This window comes from Ruegeria sp. AM4, from assembly GCF_056540665.1.
The window spans coordinates 49,612-66,485 of sequence record NZ_JBQFXD010000012.1 but is presented as its reverse complement, the minus strand read 5'-3'; the positions used below and the strand labels follow the sequence as shown (position 1 = coordinate 66,485).

General features: G+C 50.7%; 11 protein-coding genes and 2 pseudogenes. 6 read left to right on the top strand and 7 right to left on the bottom strand.

The annotated features are described in order from the left end of the window. The first annotated feature begins 110 nt into the window (after positions 1-110). The 4 genes and pseudogenes from ACR0JA_RS18780 (at position 111) to ACR0JA_RS18765 (ending at position 5,743) form a co-directional block, all read left to right on the top strand. The gene (locus tag ACR0JA_RS18780; protein ID WP_480578395.1) at positions 111-662 is read left to right on the top strand and encodes a hypothetical protein; all 552 of its coding nucleotides are present in this window, start codon (positions 111-113) and stop codon (positions 660-662) included. Between the two features lie 354 nt (positions 663-1,016). Then, a pseudogene (locus tag ACR0JA_RS18775) lies at positions 1,017-1,226 on the top strand (transposase); the annotation flags it as partial. Positions 1,227-1,329: 103 nt separating this feature from the next. After that, positions 1,330-2,055 carry a hypothetical protein gene (locus tag ACR0JA_RS18770; RefSeq protein ID WP_480578393.1) on the top strand — a complete coding sequence of 242 codons (726 nt, stop codon included), beginning with the start codon at positions 1,330-1,332 and terminating at the stop codon, positions 2,053-2,055. A gap of 85 nt (positions 2,056-2,140) precedes the next feature. Next, the gene (locus ACR0JA_RS18765) at positions 2,141-5,743 is read left to right on the top strand and encodes a P-loop NTPase fold protein (RefSeq protein ID WP_480578391.1); all 3,603 of its coding nucleotides are present in this window, start codon (positions 2,141-2,143) and stop codon (positions 5,741-5,743) included. A 764-nt stretch (positions 5,744-6,507) separates the two neighbouring features. Here ACR0JA_RS18765 and ACR0JA_RS18760 read toward each other — a convergent pair. After that, a pseudogene (locus tag ACR0JA_RS18760) lies at positions 6,508-6,597 on the bottom strand (IS5/IS1182 family transposase); the annotation flags it as partial. 450 nt (positions 6,598-7,047) lie between these two features. On the opposite strand from ACR0JA_RS18760, the gene ACR0JA_RS18755 reads away from it, so the two are divergent. Next, on the top strand, positions 7,048-8,685 hold the full coding sequence (locus ACR0JA_RS18755) for a peptidoglycan D,D-transpeptidase FtsI family protein (protein ID WP_480578389.1): 1,638 nt from the start codon (positions 7,048-7,050) through the stop codon (positions 8,683-8,685). A 26-nt stretch (positions 8,686-8,711) separates the two neighbouring features. Here ACR0JA_RS18755 and ACR0JA_RS18750 read toward each other — a convergent pair whose 3' ends face one another. Then, positions 8,712-10,028, bottom strand: coding sequence for a D-alanyl-D-alanine carboxypeptidase family protein (locus ACR0JA_RS18750; protein WP_480578387.1), 1,317 nt, complete (start codon positions 10,026-10,028; stop codon positions 8,712-8,714). Positions 10,029-10,238: 210 nt separating this feature from the next. Between ACR0JA_RS18750 and ACR0JA_RS18745 the strand changes: the two genes are divergently transcribed. Next, the gene (locus ACR0JA_RS18745) at positions 10,239-12,218 is read left to right on the top strand and encodes a tetratricopeptide repeat protein (RefSeq protein ID WP_480578385.1); all 1,980 of its coding nucleotides are present in this window, start codon (positions 10,239-10,241) and stop codon (positions 12,216-12,218) included. A 63-nt stretch (positions 12,219-12,281) separates the two neighbouring features. Here the strand turns inward: ACR0JA_RS18745 and ACR0JA_RS18740 are convergent, their stop codons facing one another. The 5 genes from ACR0JA_RS18740 to ACR0JA_RS18720 form a co-directional block, all read right to left on the bottom strand. Continuing rightward, positions 12,282-12,914 carry an SH3 domain-containing protein gene (locus ACR0JA_RS18740; protein WP_480578383.1) on the bottom strand — a complete coding sequence of 211 codons (633 nt, stop codon included), beginning with the start codon at positions 12,912-12,914 and terminating at the stop codon, positions 12,282-12,284. Between the two features lie 1,114 nt (positions 12,915-14,028). Further along, entirely contained in the window at positions 14,029-14,664 is a 636-nt protein-coding gene (locus ACR0JA_RS18735; protein WP_480578381.1) for a hypothetical protein, read from the bottom strand. Between the two features lie 31 nt (positions 14,665-14,695). Next, positions 14,696-15,112 (bottom strand): helix-turn-helix domain-containing protein, encoded by a 417-nt coding sequence (locus tag ACR0JA_RS18730; RefSeq protein ID WP_480578379.1) that lies wholly within the window; start codon positions 15,110-15,112, stop codon positions 14,696-14,698. A gap of 628 nt (positions 15,113-15,740) precedes the next feature. After that, positions 15,741-15,950 (bottom strand): MerR family transcriptional regulator, encoded by a 210-nt coding sequence (locus tag ACR0JA_RS18725; RefSeq protein WP_480578377.1) that lies wholly within the window; start codon positions 15,948-15,950, stop codon positions 15,741-15,743. 97 nt (positions 15,951-16,047) lie between these two features. After that, entirely contained in the window at positions 16,048-16,854 is an 807-nt protein-coding gene (locus ACR0JA_RS18720) for a hypothetical protein (protein ID WP_480578375.1), read from the bottom strand. Between the last annotated feature and the right edge of the window lie 20 nt (positions 16,855-16,874).

Sequence of the window (16,874 nt, the reverse complement as noted above, 5' to 3'; positions counted from 1 at the left end):
TTGTTTATTTTCTGGTGTTTACGTATTTGCGCCTCAAAAATTCAATGCAATGTTGGAAGACAATCAGCTAAGTTGCTGTAACGCTGATGGCTTTGCGCCAAGAGACGCAAATGGAGGTATCTGACGTTGAAGAAACTGGATTAGGCTTGAACACAATAGTCGAAATAAAATGTGGCAGAGTTCCGACTATTTTCCTGCGAGAGACGCCAAATGCGTGGCAGCCCTACCTGCGCCGCAAACTCCTCGCTCTACTCAAACTTAGCAAAACCCATAGGGAATTTGCTGAGCGGCTCGGAATTAGCCCGTTGGTTGTGCGTCGGCTGTTGGATTTGCTTGGCGTCGACTATGTTCGACGCCTTTATAGGCAATATGAAAGGGGAAAGACCTGTTCAGAAATCGCCAACGCAAACGGGATGAAGCCAGCAACGCTGTCCAAACTCTTTAGGGAACGCGGCTTTGAGGTGCAGCGCGGGGTTCGTAGACCCAAAGTGCCAAAACAAAAGCTGCGCCGCATCTGGTTTGAGACACAGGTAATCAACAGGGTGGCGCGAGCGTTCGATATTCGGTGGGAAACGGCGTTATATCTACTTAAGGACGAAAAGCTGATCGTGGGTTATGAAGGTCGACCGAGAAAACTCTCAAAATCATCACGGTCGCCGTAGGTTTTTTGTATACGCCTCAGGGGCGTTTTAGAAAATCTAGTTTAGTCACGGCCGGCCCAATGCTGACATTGGGCGCCTCGCTCAGGTTCTGCGGTCGCAGCCCGCTTTCCGGACATTCGCCGCAACCGCGAATTCTCAAAAGTGGCGAACTCACATTCGCGGGACCGAGCGCAAACTGGATACAAATACTCCATTGGCCGCGTAAGCATCATTTGACAAGTTTTGTGACTATTGACGGACCGGGCAACATTCCGTGCGATCAACGGGCAATGGCGAATCTGCTTTGCCTGTGACTTGCTCCCCTGAAATTTCCTCGAATTTGGTCAGCCTGTTCTCCAACTGAGGAGGCAGAGGATGAAGAGAAGCTGTTTTGGCGAAGAACAGATTATTGGTATTCCTAACGAGTACCAGGCTGGGCTTGGCGCGAAGTAGCCGTACCGCAAGTACGGAATCAGCGATGCGACATTTTATAGATGGCGGTCAAGGTACGGCGGCATGAAAGTGTCCGATGCCGGGCGATTGAAGTCGCCCGAAATTGAAAACGTTAAACTAAAGGAATTGCTAGTTTTGCGCGGAGGACAGTTCCGCGCTACAGTATCCCCAAATTGTTGAACAAGATTTTTTAAGAACACGACATTGCAACGGATCGTATAGGAGGGGTCCATTTATGAGCAAGATTCCCACAAAATCACGCAATGCCCAAAAAGCAGCCAACCCTTCTACGACCCTTGATACCGCTCCAAAACCAGGGGATCGGGTTCTTAACGTTCAACCGGATGTTTCCGACCTGCGCGACCGCATCTATGGACCGGCATTGCGCGATCTGGATCTCCAAATGGGTCCGCCAGATCCTCAATTCAGCCCAATCTGCGATCAAGGGCGCGAAGTTTCTTGCCCGGGCTTCGCGCTCGCAAGTGCGATCACGCTGATGAACAGGCGTCGTCATCACAAGATCGATCCGACGACCGTAGTTCCGATGACCAGCCCGCGCATGCTGTATGAAATGGCCAAGATCCATGACGAATGGCCAGGCGAAGATTATAAAGAATCCAGCATTCGCGGCGCCCTGAAAGGCTTTTACAACAATGGCGCCTGCAGCGACGACGTTGCCCCCTTCAAAGATGGTCAAAAGAACTGGTTCCTAAAGGTCAAACACGCCAAAGACGCCAGGAATGTCGGTCTCGGGGCCTATTATCGCCTGCGTCCGGAAATCGTCGACTATCATGCTCTCAACGAAGCCGACTCTATCTGTAGTATCCGCGCAAATCTATCTAGGTTGGCAAGACCCGGCCAGAGGCGAAATCAAACCCTCTCCCACGACCGACGGCGGGCGCGCCCGCCATCACCGACAGCGAAACACTTGGCGGGTTCGACAATGATCAAAAGACCATGAACGGCATTCTAAAAAACATCCCTGGCAAAAAACCATCCGCCGCAAAATGTTTCCGGCCTGATAATTTGAAGGGGTACTAACGAAAATGGCCGCGGCCCAAAGCCCAAACTTCTGGATTGTCAAATATACACGCGATGATTTAGTCGATAATCTTAGCCCTCAAATTAAAAACCTGCACCCCGGCGGCATTGTTAAGTGGCGGTGGAAACAACAACAGCCATCGATCGGCGACTATGTGTTTATCCTGCAAGCCGGGGCCAGACCGGAGGACCACCCAAGGGATCAGTCTTGGCGAGGTATCGTGGGGTACGGTATTGTAGTCAACGAACCCGTCACGCCTGACTTTACGATTACTGCATCCGGTACACCTGTCGAAACGCTGGCCTATTTCCCTAACGAGGTTCTTCCAGATTATCTGTTTTGGCACGATCATCGTATTGCGTCCGCGGGCGTAGTCTATGGTCAGATGGGTGTGAACTTTCTGATCGATCGCGATGTCGCTGTTGGACTGGTTGATGAGATCGACGCACCAGAGGACGGAATCCAGCGCGCAAATGTGTATGAACATCCAAACTTGAATGCTTTGCTCGAAGATAGGCATGGATTTGACGCTGTCACCCGAACAATTGACAAGTCGCGCGCCTGGGTCGACCGGAATGCGGCAATTGCCTTTCAACTGGCGAGGGCATTCAGTGGTGCATCGAGCAGCCGTTCAGGTGAGCTGACCTGGACACATTTATTTTTTGGGGTCCTGTTGCAGGGAAAAAACCTGCGGAAGAACACCAGAAAAGACGTCGCCACATTATGCCTTTACCATTTGGCGTCACCCAATGATGACGATGCAGAACTCGACGCGCTATGGGAAAGCACCCGCTTGCCGATCTCAAAGCTCAAACGCAGTGACGCGGTTGCAATGGAGAAAATGAGCCCAAGTGCCGAAGAAGCGATAAGGCAAGCCAAAGCGATCTCCGGGGATGGGCTGATCTCTGTCGAGGCTATGTTGGCCGCCCTGATAAACACGCATCGTAACGACAACGTCTATAAAGACGTTTTCGGAACTGATCGCGATGGTCTGATTGAGCGGCTCTACGAACAGGCGGTTCAAAACGACCGAGCCGAAGAGCTGCGGCAATTTCTCACCTGGGTGAAACGGACGAACCTCGCCGATGGTCCGATTATACCATCGCCAGAAGATAATTTCTCAGCATCAGACGCCGGTCCCGAAACAGCGGTAACCACAGCGCTAGACGCCAAGTATCCGGTCTGGCAGATCCCAAATGCCCAAAACGATTCAGCCGACCGGGAACAGGACCTTCTTGATGTGGAAGAAGAGGCAAAAGCATTTGCGCGCCTGATTGCGTCTACTAGTTTCGAACCCCCGCTTGCCATCGGCGTTTTCGGCCCATGGGGCAGCGGCAAGACCTTTTTCATGAACCAGATTGAAAAGGCGATCAGAAAGCTGGTCCAGCATAAGGTCAATGGCGTCGAGGGTCAGGCAACGCAGGATACGCCCTCTTTCCACGACAAGATTGTCCGCATTCCCTTTAATGCCTGGCACTACATGGAAGCCAATGTCTGGGCGAGCCTTGTGGATGTCATCTTTAAAGACCTCGACGCATGGTTGCGCGACAAAAATGGCGGTTCAAACAAGGGCGAAGACATTGATGCATTGTTTGACAGCCTCACCACGGCGCAGGAAGAGCAGCTGAACGCGATTGAAGCGCTGGCCGAAAAGGTAAAGGCGCTGGAAAGTGCACGGAAAGATCTGTCTGATGTCGAACAGAACACCAAAGATTACTGGAAGAGCGTTCTTGACGAGCTAAAAAGCGCAAAATTGTCGAACAAACACGTCAAGCGCGCCATAAATACCCTTGGACTCCAGACGCTCAGCGACGATGCGTTAAATTTGCAGAACGCGATCTCAGAGGCGCGAAAGACAGCTTCAAATGCGGATCTCCTGATCAGATCACTGCGTTCCCGGATTTCTTCACCCCTAAATCTGGCTAGTCTGGCGGCCGTCGTTTTGCTTGGGCCCTTTTTGATCGGTTGGCTCATAAACTTTGCAGAGAAACAGCAGTTTTTTGTGCTTTCCTCTGATTTCAATCTTGATGAGACGATAACAACGATTGCCGGTTTGGCGGCGAGTGCGACAGCATGGCTGGGCGCAGTGACCGCGCGTGCCTCAAAAGGTGTCACAGCGCTTCGCACGTTGCAGGAAAAATTCAACGCCATCGACGAAAAGAAAAAAACGCCATTGGCTAAACTCGAAACAAACATCGATGACGCAAAATCAATCATCATTCAGTCGGAAGAGGCTGTTGCCAAAGCTCAAACTCGGTTGATGGAACACACCAGTGCCGGTCGCATCGCCGCATTTATCCGTGATCGCGCCGAAAGTGATGTCTATTCCAAGCACTTAGGGATCATCGACACCATCCGGAGGGACTTTGAACAATTGTCAGCCCTCGTGGAAAACTCAAAAACCAAAGACGACGAAAGTGAAATTCTGGAGCTGCACAAAAAACATGTTGCGGCCCAGATTGATGCGATCAAGGCCCGTTACGATCTTGATAATGCGGCCTATGCCACGGTGAATAACGCGCTCGACAAGCTAAACGAGACCAACAAAACCGGCATTAAGCTCGGAACGACCTTTGACAGGATTGTCCTTTATATCGACGATCTTGATCGCTGCCCCCCGAACAAGGTCTACGAAGTTCTTCAGGCGCTGCATCTTTTCCTTACCTTCCCTCTTTTCGTGGTTGTTGTTGGTGTGGACACAAGATGGATGGAGACCTCGCTCAAAAAAGAGCTCGGCAATCTGGTGGACGGCACGAGCGGCGCTAACCCAAAGGATTATTTGGAGAAAATATTCCAGATCCCTTATTGGACGCGGCGCATGGAAGGCCGTATCGCCAGAAAATTCGTTAAAAACATCATGCCGAATTCGCAGGACGACGGGGTTCAAACCGATTACGGAAAAAAGGGGGAAACCGACGACGATCAAATCCCAACACCCTTAGCACCGGTTCCAACGGAAGATGCAACACCAGAGAATTCCACAGAGCCTCCTTCCATACCGCCAACTCAGCCTAGTTACGAGGAACCAGATGATGATCAGCCCGATGATTTGGCCGTTGAAATTGAAGAGGAGGATGACCCGGCTGAGGCCCAAATTCTGACCCGACCGGTCGAAATAACGAAAACCGAACGCGCCATTCTTGAGGAATTTGCGCCATTTGCGGGGCGTTCCCCAAGAAAACTCTTACGGTTTGTGAATGTCTACGGGTTGATAAAATCAGTCGACAACAAGGACGGATCCCCGCTTATTGATTACAACGACGATGAACTTGGCTGTCGGGCGCTGATAGCCCAATTGGCACTCGCCACGGGTTCGCCCGAAGCGGCCATTCATCATTTCGACCTGATCGAAACGAGCGATGATTATTTCGTTTATTTTGATGTAACCGGATCGGAAAACCCCGAAGGGGAACCTCCACTCCGTCTGGCCCCAGATTTCGCTGAATTGATATGGGAACCCTTGCGTCTGGTTATACCGCCGCAGGAGAAATCTGATTTTTCCCGTTCAGGTCTCTATGAAAAATTGAAGAGCACAGCACCGATCGCACGCCGGTATACATTTGCATCGTCGGACGCCGTACAAGCATCTGATGCTGAGGGGACATAGCTGTTTGATAGTCTGATACCCGGAAAGGCAAACTGCAGACCGTCTGCAATCACCAAGTAAGTTGGTCAGCGTGTTGTACAGAGGACGAGGCACCGGTGATAAAATCATGACACCCGCAGACATCCAATCTAATTACGAATATCCGCGTTCGCCACGTGGCAGATCAGCAGGAACAGGCGCCTTCGGCGTCTGATCTGCAAATCAGCCCTGATTTCCCAAAAGGGAAGTCAGGATCATTGAAATCGGTCTAGGTGCTGGATGAAGGATGCGAGGCGAAAATGGAAAGGTTCTGTCGCTGGTGGCAGAACTATGTGTCGCCTGACAGGAAACCAGTGGCGGACCGAGGAGCAACTATATATTTTTTTTAACTATCTGTTAAATTTTAATAAAAAAATTAACTATCAGGCTTATACCACCAAATATACCACACTGAGCGTAAGATCTGGCCTATCAAAGCCTCAGGTTCGAGTATTACAGAGCGAAGGGTAAGACGTAATTTAACAGACGCTCGCGCAAAGTGCAGCAAACGACTGCTTCGAGCCGATGTTGTTGAAGAACTCTTCCTTGATCGACGCCTAATTGGCTGATTCAATTTGTTCCTTGAGCGGGAGAATTTACGATGATGGGGCTAGACAGGAAGCACAAGTGGCACTGTTTTACGAGTTTTGGCTGGAGGAGCATGAGTGACCAATTTTAGCCTGGAGTTCACTATACGAACGGAGAAGCTGCTGTGCCGGAGCATCACACCACCCCAACCCATTTCAATTGATAAAAATAATTCCACTCAGCACCCGTCTGTCATCAACCCGAGGCTTGCCGTGCGACTTTGGGAAGAAGGGCTGGAGCTTCGCCATCTGCTCGTCGGTTAGCCAATAAAGGTCGCTTCTATCACGGCTCCGTTTTCAGAGCATTGAATCACACCGAGTAGCGGAAATTAACACGTTCTGACCTTAAACTTCGATCCGCCTTTGAGCTGCAAGACCTCGTCAGTTAATGAGAAAAGCCAGGTGAGCCGAAGCTGCAAGTTTCGTCACAATCACCACGGTTTAAATTTGAAAAATCCGATTCATAGCCCTAGCATATCCCGGCGCGTTGTTTTTGTGCTACGATAGCGAAACGAGAAATAGGGATTATTAAACAACAGGCTAAATAAACTGGAGAACTTTTGTATACCGTACTTTTTCTTAGGAAACGACAGATTTCAGAGTTGAGGGCTCACACTCTGACCGTCCAGTATGCGTAAGTTTTTACTAAATAATCTACCGTTTTTGATATGGCTTTCGTTAGCGCGAAGCATATATGGAGTGCCGGATGTTGGAGCTCAGCGTCGTTTGCTGGGTATTTCAATATTTTTCTGTTTGGGGTTCATTATTGCTGGGGTTAGAGTAAGCCAGATCGCGTTATCCAATGAGCCACACGTAACGTCAAAACCAGAGACGATTAATCCCATTTCCTCGGCGCGGGCCGATATAGTGGATCGGCATGGCCGTATTTTGGCTACGAATGTGGAAAGCTATACTGCTTACGCACACCCAGCACAGATGATTGCGCCTGCACGGGCGGCCACGGAATTGGCCAAGGCCTTTTCTAACCTTGAACATGATGCACTTTACCAATTGTTCACTAGTTCTCGGAATTTTACTTGGGTTATCAGAGACATAAGTCCGGAAGATGCGCAGGTAGTTCATGACATAGGAGAACCCGGTCTCTTGATCGCAGTGCGGGAAAAGCGGTTTTATCCAAACGGAGCCATTGCCGCACACTTGTTGGGAGGTGTTTCAACAGGCCGAGAAGGTGTTACCGCTGTTGAGACTTTAGGATCAGCCGGTTTAGAGAAGTATTTTGATTTTGTGTTAAAGGACAAAACACGTGCGGGACTTCCGCTTGAGTTGTCGATCGATCTTGCGATTCAGCTTTCTGTTGAGGAAGTCTTGGAACGCGTGGTTCAGCAGAAGATCGCAAAGGGTGCTGCCGCTATAGTGATGAAACCAGAGACCGGCGAAATTCTCGCGCTGTCATCGGCGCCAGACTTCGATCCCAACAATCACTCGGCCCAGAAAGACAAAAGAATGACGGACGTCGAACGGGTCAACATTGCAGTTGAGAAAGTATTCGAGCCTGAATCTTTGTTCAACGTTTTCACATTTGCAAAAGCTGTTGACCTTGCGATCATTGAACCCGGCACCAGCATACCAATCGACCAAAACTTGGTTGCGCTTGGCTTCAGGGTAGAAGATTATGTGGCGGCGTCCAACAATCCCGTAACGAATGATGCTGTTCCCCTTGCATCGGTGCACTTGGCCGCCCGGTTGGGCTTACGCGTCGGTCCGCAACAATTGCGAACGTATTTTCAAGAGCTGGGTTTTCTTGATCCTTTGCCACTTGAATTATCCGAAGCTGCATCAACCGAGTCTGAAATGCCCAATGATTGGTCCGACACTTTGGCGATGTATTTGGGTGCTGGGCATGAGTTTTCCGTATCATTAGTTCACTTGGCTCAGGCCTATAGCGCGTTAGCCAACGACGGGCAGTGGGTGCCTGCTACGTTGCTAAAACGCGCAGAGAGTGATCAGCCCGGACCAATCCTGTTTTCGGCGCAGACGGCCCGGATTGTTAGGAATGAAATGCGCACTTTAACCCAAAAAGGAGGCGCTAGCTTCGGCGACATCGCGGGCTATGATATTGCAGCGAGCATTGGAACCTCCAGAAAATCGTCAAAGGATGGTTCCGACCAGGCTGATGAGGCGACGGCAATCTTCGCTGCGATGTTCCCTTTCGATAAACCGCGCTACGTTTTGCTTGTGGTGCTGGACGAACCCTTGTCTGTGGTCAAAGACACAAAACTCATAGAAAGCAACATCGTTCCCGCTTCAGTGGGGCGGGAGGTTCTTCGCCGTGTCGCACCTTTGCTTTACGTCAAACCTAAACCGGTGTTCGAATAACTACTGCGCCAACCGCAACAAGGATTTCATAGGTCAAAGACACACCTCAGCGACATCTGCGAGACAAACCTGCAGAACGCTTCACGTTCGTCGGCATCAGGGAAGCTAAGCTCGAACGCGAAACTTCCACCGTTGTCCAATTCGATGATACGTAAGGAGTTAGCATGTTTCGCAAAAGAAGAATTTAAACTGATCGTCATAGCAGTACCGGCGGCGATGTCGCGACTTTCGAATGCTCCAACGCGGGCTAGATTCAGCCCGTCTCTGGGATCCGTTGGAGACCTTCGATGCATGTCGATCCACTCCCGTTGCGCTCCATATACCTGTCCGCCAGGAGCCTCCGGATAAATTCTGAAAGGCCCTTCCGGGGCACGTACGACAGTAATCTCTTTTTGTGTATCGACCTCGCTGGGGTCCGGGCCGATGTCTGGAGCCGGGTCTGTATCCATAGTTGAATTATCAGGCAGGGTGGTAACCGAAACATCGTCCGACGGGAGTAACTCAGGGCGAACAATAGCAACTTCCATCGGCGCACGCGTGAACCCTAAATCCAGCAATTCTGCAACCCGTGCATTTCTCTCCGCTGAAGATCTTCCGCCAAACACTACAGCAATAATCCGTTCGTCATCGCGTCTTGCTGAGGCGGCAAGGTTAAAACCTGCAGCCCGCGTATAGCCTGTCTTAATCCCGTCTGCACCTCGATATTCGGAAAGGAACCTGCGGTTAGTGTTGTTAACTACGACCTCACCGGCGGATGTGCTTGGGCGAGAGAATAAATTGTAGTACTGCGGAAAATCGAAAACCAAATGTCGCGCCAAGGTGGCCATATCGCGAGCTGTGGACAGGTGCCCATCTTGAGTCAAACCATGAGCATTGCGAAAGGTGGTCCTTGTCATTCCCATTCGCCGCGCCATCAAGTTCATGCGCGCCACAAACGCCTCTTCGCTCCCCGAAATGCCTTCGGCAATGGCTGTGGCTGCATCATTGGCGGATTTCACAGCCGCCGCTCGGATCAAGTATCGGAGCGAGATGCTCTGCCCAACGCTCAACCCAAGTCTAGAAGGAGGTTCAGATGCAGCATGGCGACTAATCGTAACCTCTGAATCTAACGAAATTTCGCCGGACCCAATTGCAGAAAAGGCGACGTAAAGCGTCATCATTTTTGAAAGAGCCGCAGGATGAAGTCGCGTATCTGCATTTCTTGAGTGGAGAACTTCTCCGGTGCGTCCGTCCAACACGATTGCGGCATACGGTGCTGCCTGAGCGGACAGTGTAAATCCAGAGGCCCAGAAAGCGAAAGCAATGGCAACAAATTGCTGAATAAACCATTTTGTTCCGAACATCTTGCGATCCCTAAGATAGCTCATGAAGGTCGGCGGTCGTATCCGAGTTCTGCTGAGAAGTGTCACAGTTCCCAACCAGATTTACAACCCATTCCTGCGATGGCAAAGTCTGAAAAGGAGATTTGCTCAAGCCGTCGATTTGGATCACCTGTGATACTCGAAACTTTGAATACCTATAGTTTGGTCGTGCTGTCCTTCGGGGTTGCGGGGATGATCTATGGTGTATTGGTTTGGTTTGGCAAAAACCATTTGTCGGAAACGGCTAAGTCAGAGCTGACCAAATGGCTGATGGGGCAGCATAACGACACTTGGCAAAAACACTACTCTTCGTTCTTTGAAGCAGTTTTTGGCAGAAAACACCTGAGCGTGACATGCTTTTTCCGTTCATCCGTGGCATCGCTCATTTCCGCTGCCGTGATATTTACGTTTGCTGTCGACTTTGACGGAGGCTCTAGCGCGCGTCTTGAAGAGACTTTGCCGTTTCTGGACGTGATGGTTCTTGCCCTTTTGATCAATGTGATCCCAGACTATCTCTCATTGTATGAAACACGGTTGCTTATAAAACTGTTTAGTAAGTACCGGTCTGTCATCCTTCAATGCGTTCTGCTGGTAGTCGATCTGCTGGCGTCAGGTCTGATCATTTTCTGCTACATCACTGTTTATCTGTATTTTACAGGACAGAGTTCGATTGCTTTGGTTGAGATGGTGGGTTTTTTCAGTGTTTACTCTGTTTTCTTCTATACAACATTTCTGACGTCGGTCTGGGCTTGGTTATTTGTGCTGGCGTCAGGTACGCTCAAGTTCGTTCGGGCGATCCGAATAGAGAACCTCCTCGATGTCCGGGCCAATGCAACAGCGCAAATGTCATTACTAATTTCGGTCTATGCGCTGTTTTTTATGCTTTTGGTTGCACCAGTTGCATCAAGTGAAGAGCATGTGCGCGCCAGTGCGTTCGACCAATGGTTATGCAGTATCGCAACCAGTGTTGCTTGCCCCCACGTTCTTCGCCTAACCGGAGATGAACAAATTCGCTTAAATATCCAACTCGAACTTTGCCGCGAAGGGGTTGCTGACGAATGTTTTGCTGCAGCTTCATTCTTTGACGAGGCCGAGGATTTTGAAAGGGCATTTGATATCTACAACAGCGGGTGCCAGGTCCAAAGCGCACAGAGTTGCCTTCGCGCAGCAAGCCTTCTGAAAAACACGAAGATCGAAGGCCGATTGGATAGGCTGCGATATGCGATGCTAGCTTGTCGTTTGAAAAGTCCTGAAGGATGCGTGCTTCACGGGCATCTTGCCTATGCCGCTGCAGACGATCCGCGAGGTGAGCGTATCGCACTTAGAGCATATACCCAAGGTTGCGCGTTGGAGTCTTCGGATGCTTGCGTGTTTCAGGCTTGGATGACAGAAAACGGGCGTGGGGTACAGTTGGATGCCGTGACGGCGCTGAAAGCGTATCGGTTCTGGTGCGATGCAGAAAATCCTCTGGCTTGCTATCTTGCGGCAAGACATTTGGAATTCGGGCGGACAGGTCCTCCAAACATTGCTCAGGCGTTGTCGCTGTACGAAAAATCTTGTGCGCTTGGAGAGGAACGGTCTTGTTCTACTGCGATGGCAATTCAAAACCAAGAATCTAGCTACGACGCGCTGCAACCAGTGGGCTATCTTGCCCCATGGGAAGTCTGCAATAGCGAAGAAGAAGGTATTTGTTTTGAAATCGGAAACTCAATTGCATTGGGAGAACATGGACCGGCCAATCCGGTGCTTGCAGCCCGCTACTTTAAAGTGTCTTGTAACATCGGAGACTCGCGAGGATGTCTGCAATTGGCTCGTATGTACCAACTTGGAAACAGTTTGCCAAAGGATATTGGAGCTTCGCAAAGGGCACTCACCGCTGGGTGCGCTTTGAAGGAGAAAAGCGCCTGCATAGAAACGCAAATATTGAACGAGAGCCGGCAGACTTTCTTCCTGACGGCCTCAGCCAAAGCACATTTCAACTACGTTGCAGCGCGTTGTTACAATGGTCATGAAGATAGTTGCGCTACTGTGTCACGTGTGATTTTCAACCCGCTCCTTGACGTGGAAAATGAGCTCGACGAAACGATCTGCAATTACGTCGGTTACGATAGCTGTCAAGATTTGCGTAAAATCCGAGAAGCCAACGAAATCGACGGCGGCAGAGTCCAATAACGAACGCTGAACTAAGCTAGTTCTTGCGTATAGAACAGGCGAAAAGCTCGTTGTTTGGGTGCTTCAGCGACAGATTTCATCCAGTCTAATCCCCCATAAATCAGATTTCGCCACCCATCCCTCTATGTATCCGGCGGAAACGAGACAGCGTGTTTCGCGGCATTCCGCCAATCCAGCAATCGTCCCTATTTGCGCGACAGCCAATGGTGTTGCGTCACCTGTCGGCTCTTTATGTATTTCCGAATAATCCTCTGTAAAATAGACGGAACGTAGTGCACTCAGTAATGAATAGTGCACCCATCCACCCGCTCCATCGAGATCTTTGACAGACCGCCAATGCCCAGATTCAGCGATAATTTCGAGGGGCAGATTTCTTCTCTGAAATACCCAGTCAATTCTGTGAGATCGGCTAGGTCCACGTCGGACGTTCGCCTCGCTGGCCTTGAGCGAGACGAAGCGCGGCAGAGGCAAATTCGTAACGGTGCCAAAATTCTCGGTGGTTTCAGCTCCGATCGGCACACAAGTCCTGTCAATTTTTTTAGGAGTTGCCACAAAGGCCATCACAGAAACAGCTACACAAAAGACGAAAATTGAATGTATCTGCAGTCTTCTTCCGTTTTTTTTCATAAAGCGGTGAACGCCTGAAGAGTGGTAGCGCCGCTGCGTTTTTCGAAATCGATGAAGAAAGATCGCCATCAAGACCGAACCCTAATTGCGTTTTTTTGACAGACCCGAACTCTGCATCATTCTAGTTCGAACTAAATCCAGAATAGCCGAACAATCTTCCTCTGTTAACAACGGTCTCGCAGCCCTCATGGCGCAAGGTTGATTCATGAATTCAATAGGACGGATTAGACATTTTGGGCGTAACCAAGTTTGGATATGAGCGAGAGCCTTAAGGCAGTTCTTGGCCACTAAAGGCGAACGGCGCCTTTGTTCGGATCTATCGAGTAGAAACCGCGCGAGGAGAGCAAGTAGTTTCGGTTGTCCTCAATTGAGAAAGTTGCATGGCCTCGGTACGGAAACGATCTGAACCGAGTCAATCGAGCTTTAGCAAATACTCAGGATCGAAGCTTGTTTTGCGCTGAGTTGGAAGAGGGAAAAAAAATCCCTACCATCCCCGATTAACGGTATTCAGCGGGTATGTCAGCAGGCCCGCAGTTTACCTCGATTGCTGTTCAGCAGAGGTTTGATGGTTCGCTCGTATTGTATCCTGTTGCCAAACATGAACCACCTCAGTCTCTGGACAAAACTGAGTCGGAGGCAAATGTCAGAAGTAGAAGTGTCTCGGATTTTCTCTATGAAAAACAAAATTTTATCTTGAATTTATTTGGTGTGGGAGTGCAACTAGGATAGATCCACGGACGCCATATTTCCCTGCAACCCGCAGTTTCCACAAAGACTTCGTTACCGCGTGGTCGCAGTTGAATTTCCATTGGTGGTCATTCGTTCACGACGCAGCATCCGGTAATTTAGGGCTCGGAGCCGCGATCCAAGCACTTCGCTCGAACGACTGCTTTGCCTTTCTTGCGAGGCAGTGCCTAGTCAGTTGATCAATTTCTGCAGTTCCCTGTCAGCGCGGATAAGTTCATTGATCGTCTTGCGCATTTCCTCGGTTTCTCTCGACCGTTCCCCATGCTTCCACGAAGGATGGCTTGGCCCAGCAGCATGCCCACCTCTAGCCCCATGCATGCGACAAACACTACAGCCTTGAACGGCGGGGGCACGGCACCGCTTGCCAGTGGACTTGGCTGTTGCTGTGCATCTGGGCGCATCATTGAGCCGTTTGGTGGGGTCCATGAGGTTGTCGTCACTTTTTGTCATCCGACCGCCCCCCGTTTTGAACATTACCAACGATTGCCTGCCCACCTTCTTTGACCTCGACGCGTTCAACACGGACGGTTTGATCTGCCTTGGAGCGATATCGTTTGAGGGTTTCAACCTGGCTCGTGAAGGTCCGCGAAAGTCTGTTGAGCGCTCGTTCCGCTGAATCTTGTTGCGGAAGAGTTTTGACGTGGTTCAGGCGGCGCGCCATCATCATCGTGGCCTGATGAATTGCACCCATTTGGATCGCAAGCATGGCTTCAATCTCGTCTTGTGGACTGACTCCGGCGACAACTGACATCACGAAGTTCGACGCGGTCTCGGAGACTGGGCTGTCCTGTTGTCCAAGAATTGCGACTTGATCCATGACCCCTTCGAAGAACCGATAATCAACGGTGCCGAGCTCATGCATCGCCAAGGCGCAGCCCGCCTTTGGGTCTTTTCCTTTGTGCCCAACCGTGAGCCTGCGTGTGTCTTCATCGAAGTCCAACTTGATATCCGGCGCGCGAACGCGTGATTTCTTCCGTTCCTTCAAATCCACAATCGCATAGGTCTCCGCTTCGGTAAGCTCGGAGTTCTTTTTCTGCAGATCGTTGCCTTTGTCTTCCTGTGTTTTGCTCATGTCCGCCTCGCGTAGCAGGGAGTGGTTAGTATTAGTGTTCCGATTCAGAACCGAAGGACCGACGAGAAATCGGCCTGACGGGTTCTGATTTGGAACCATGGGAGGTCTTTGGGTTCTCAAACGGAACCACAGAGGATGCTGACGGTTCCGTCTCAGAACCGCGTTTTGTTTTTTCGGGCCGCCAGAACCGCCAGTCATTGGTGGCGGCTTTCTTGCCGGAACGGATCTGCGTCGCCTTGGTCGTCAACCGCCACTCATGGGCTCGACGGTGATACCAGTTGCCTTCTTGCTCCAGCACTAGGAAGCCTTTGTCTTGCAAATCATCGAAAGCCCGCCGAACCGTGGCCTTACCAAGTCCCAGAATCTCTGCCGCCTCATTCATCGACAGAAACAGCTTGCCGTTGTTGCTGCCGTTGAAGCGGGTGTGAAGCTCCAGCCAGAGCTTCACTGCTGGTCCTGACAACGCCCGCCATGCCGGAGATTTGATCATGGCGTAGGGCAGAGGGACGTATTGACCCTCATCCGACCGCTTGCCTTTGGGAGATCGGCGTCTACTCATCGCGACACCTCCGCTGGAAATGCGCGGGCAAAGCATCTAGTTCGGGTATGTCAAAGCCGATATGCGCCCGGACGAGCCGGGTTAGGCCGGATTTGGACACACAGTACCCGAGCGTATCCCAGGCCGCTCCCCCGGCTGGAAATTGGGGTCTCTGGCGCTGAAACAGCCATTGCATACTGTCCCGGCATACAGCGACGCGGTAGATACCTTGGCGAAAGATTTCGCCCCGGTAATTCTCAGCAGTTTCCCAATGATCAGTCCGGGAAAGGTTGCCGTCTTCCGGCCTGCTTTCATAGCTTCTATTGCGCGATTTGGAAAAAGACATATCAGCCATGCTCGATCCGTCCTTTCCGGATGATCACCCGTTCGACCGAGTGGCTCAGGGGCGACCAGTAGTACCGGCGCTCGTTTTGTCTTGTCGGCGCGGGGCATCCTGTGGCATCAACTGGACTTGCTAGGGTGGCAGGTGATGTCACTGGAAAAGCCCCATCTCCGCGCTTGGAGTTGGGGTTTTTCATTACGCGGCCTCGTTGTTGGGATCGGTGCGCTGCGCCGCCAGCCAGGCGTTCAGATCGGCGCCGTGATAGGCGATCCGCCGACCGATGCGGATATAGGCCGGACCACACATGCGGTGACGCCATTGAGCCAGCTTCTCGCGGTTTCCCAGCAATTGCATTTCAGGGTCTTCTGGGAAATAGACCCGGTCGTCGTTGAAGACGCTTGCCATCGTTGAAATCCTTTTTGATCATTTTCGATGGCTGAACTATGAATTTGGTTTCGGCGGTTGTGCAGGCGTTGAAGCGGAAGAAATTGGAAACGCGGAATTATTTCCGAATTCTTCTACTGCGGTTGTAATTTTGGATCGACCTGCCTGTAATCGGGAAACCTGCTTCGGAGAGTTCTGCTGCTACAGCCTCCGCGCTCAATCCGTCTGGCAAACCATCTGGATATCTTTTCTCAAATTCTTGCTTTGCGGGCGAAGGCTTTGGACCTCTCTTTCTGGGAGCCGACTCACCGGAAACCTTGACATCAGGTTTTGACCAAAACTTGTTCGTCAAGCCAATGGATTCAAAAAAATCAAAATGGTTGTCTGGAAAAATCTCAGGGTCCCAAACAACGTAGGAACCGAGAAACGGCTTTACAAACGTATCAAAAACCTCTTGTCCGCGACCCTCTACCCCGTCGCCAAAATAGTTATCAAAGTGCTTTAGTGTGTGATTTTTCTGCTTAACTTCACCAGTCTCTGGATCGATGCAACAGTAACGCTCCCATAAGTCTTGGGAAGACATTCGCCGTGCATCATACTCCTCATAAATCCCTTTTAGCTCGGCCATTTCCCTAAGTGGAAAGCGCAAGTAAAAGTAAAAGAACTGATCAGGATGAAAGAAAATTGGATGATTGCTTCGCAACAAGCTTCCGGAACTCGTGCAAAGCGCAGCACCATAGTCTTCATCAAGTTTGTTCATTATCCAAAATGCAATTAGTTCGACTTCAAAATGCCGGTCCTTCAAGGTTAATCGGGTTCGAGCATTTCGATGCTCATCAAGATTTTGAACGGTGCTTTCTAAATTGAAATCGGTTCTCAGCGCATTCTGTGGGTCCTCGCCCAGCAACTCTAGAGCATCAGCCAAGTAAGCGCGCCGCGCCCAAT

Excerpts from the sequence above, each read along its gene's own strand:
- ACR0JA_RS18780 (WP_480578395.1), top strand. The coding sequence starts at position 111 with ATGGAGGTATCTGACGTTGAAGAAACTGGATTAGGCTTGAACACAATA.
- ACR0JA_RS18770 (WP_480578393.1), top strand. The coding sequence starts at position 1,330 with ATGAGCAAGATTCCCACAAAATCACGCAATGCCCAAAAAGCAGCCAAC.
- ACR0JA_RS18765 (WP_480578391.1), top strand. The coding sequence starts at position 2,141 with ATGGCCGCGGCCCAAAGCCCAAACTTCTGGATTGTCAAATATACACGC.
- ACR0JA_RS18750 (WP_480578387.1), bottom strand. The coding sequence starts at position 10,028 with ATGTTCGGAACAAAATGGTTTATTCAGCAATTTGTTGCCATTGCTTTC.
- ACR0JA_RS18745 (WP_480578385.1), top strand. The coding sequence starts at position 10,239 with ATGATCTATGGTGTATTGGTTTGGTTTGGCAAAAACCATTTGTCGGAA.
- ACR0JA_RS18740 (WP_480578383.1), bottom strand. The coding sequence starts at position 12,914 with ATGGCGATCTTTCTTCATCGATTTCGAAAAACGCAGCGGCGCTACCAC.
- ACR0JA_RS18735 (WP_480578381.1), bottom strand. The coding sequence starts at position 14,664 with ATGAGCAAAACACAGGAAGACAAAGGCAACGATCTGCAGAAAAAGAAC.
- ACR0JA_RS18725 (WP_480578377.1), bottom strand. The coding sequence starts at position 15,950 with ATGGCAAGCGTCTTCAACGACGACCGGGTCTATTTCCCAGAAGACCCT.